General features: G+C 67.4%; 1 protein-coding gene. It reads right to left on the bottom strand.

Annotated elements, in window-relative coordinates:
- On the bottom strand, positions 1-944 hold a 944-nt coding region (locus M3B11_RS13280; protein WP_259800443.1), incomplete at its 3' end, for an IS481 family transposase.
- Positions 945-1,040: the final 96 nt, after the last annotated feature.

The raw sequence follows: 1,040 nt of genomic DNA, 5'->3' as shown, positions 1-1,040 counted from the left end.
GCGGTGTGGGCTCGATGCTGATTGTAGTCGTGGAGGAACGTCTCGTAGGCGGCTTCCCGCTCGGCTTCACTGGAGTAGGGCCTGGCGTAGGCCCATTCGACCATCAGGGTCCGGTTGAACCGCTCGGCTTTCCCGTTCGTCTGCGGCCGGCGAGGTCTGGTGCGCTTATGCTTGATGTCTGGGCCGAGAGCTTGTCTGAAGTCGCCGGACCGGTAGCAGGACCCGTTGTCGGTCATCACCGCCTCCACGGTGACGCCGATGGTGTCGAAGAAGGCGTTCGCCCGGTTCCAGAAGCCGGCGGCGGTGTGTTTCTTCTCGTCGTCGAGGATCTCGGAGTACACCAGCCGGGAGTGGTCATCGACGGCGTGGTGCAGGTACCGATACCCGCGTGATGGGGACGCCTTCGCGCGGGCCGCCTTGGTGCGGGCCGACTGCGCCCGCAGGTCCTGGACTGAACCGCGGCCGTGAGCCCGCCAGCCGCCGCCGTCGGGGATCCGGCCCAGCTTCTTGACGTCGACGTGGACCAGCTGCCCGGGAGCATCGACCTCGTAGCGGTGCGGTTGTGGTCGCCGCACCGGCAGCCCGGTGGCCTGATCGATGCACTCCAGCTTCGGCATCCGGTAGCGGGCCAGCACCCGTCCCACCGTCGACCGCGGGATGCCCAGGTGGTAGCCGATGCGGTGCGGACCCCACCGCTTGGTGAACCGCATGGCGATGATCCGCCGTTCGGTGCGCTGCGCCAGCCGGTGCGGGCTGCGGTGCGGACGGCTGGAGCGATCCTGCAGCCCGGCCCCGGATCGGTGGCGGCGCACCCAGCGGGACACGGTGGCCGGGGAGACCTGGAACCGTTCGGCCACGCGGCGCTGGGACCAGCCGGCCTCAACAACCAGGGCGACCATCCGGCGCCTACCCTCGACGGTCATCGGTGCATTACGGTGAGTCATGGAAGACCTCCGGTTCGAGTGAGTGTGGTTACCCACTTCGATATCGGAGGTCTTCTTTCACCTCAAATCCCGATCACAACCTCCCGAGGAAGTACA

Origin of the sequence: Brevibacterium sp. p3-SID960 (assembly GCF_025144725.1) — a bacterium.
Taxonomy (GTDB): Bacteria; Actinomycetota; Actinomycetes; order Actinomycetales; family Brevibacteriaceae; genus Brevibacterium.
The sequence above is the reverse complement of the archived record's forward strand: the minus strand, read 5'-3'. Positions and strand labels throughout refer to the sequence as shown.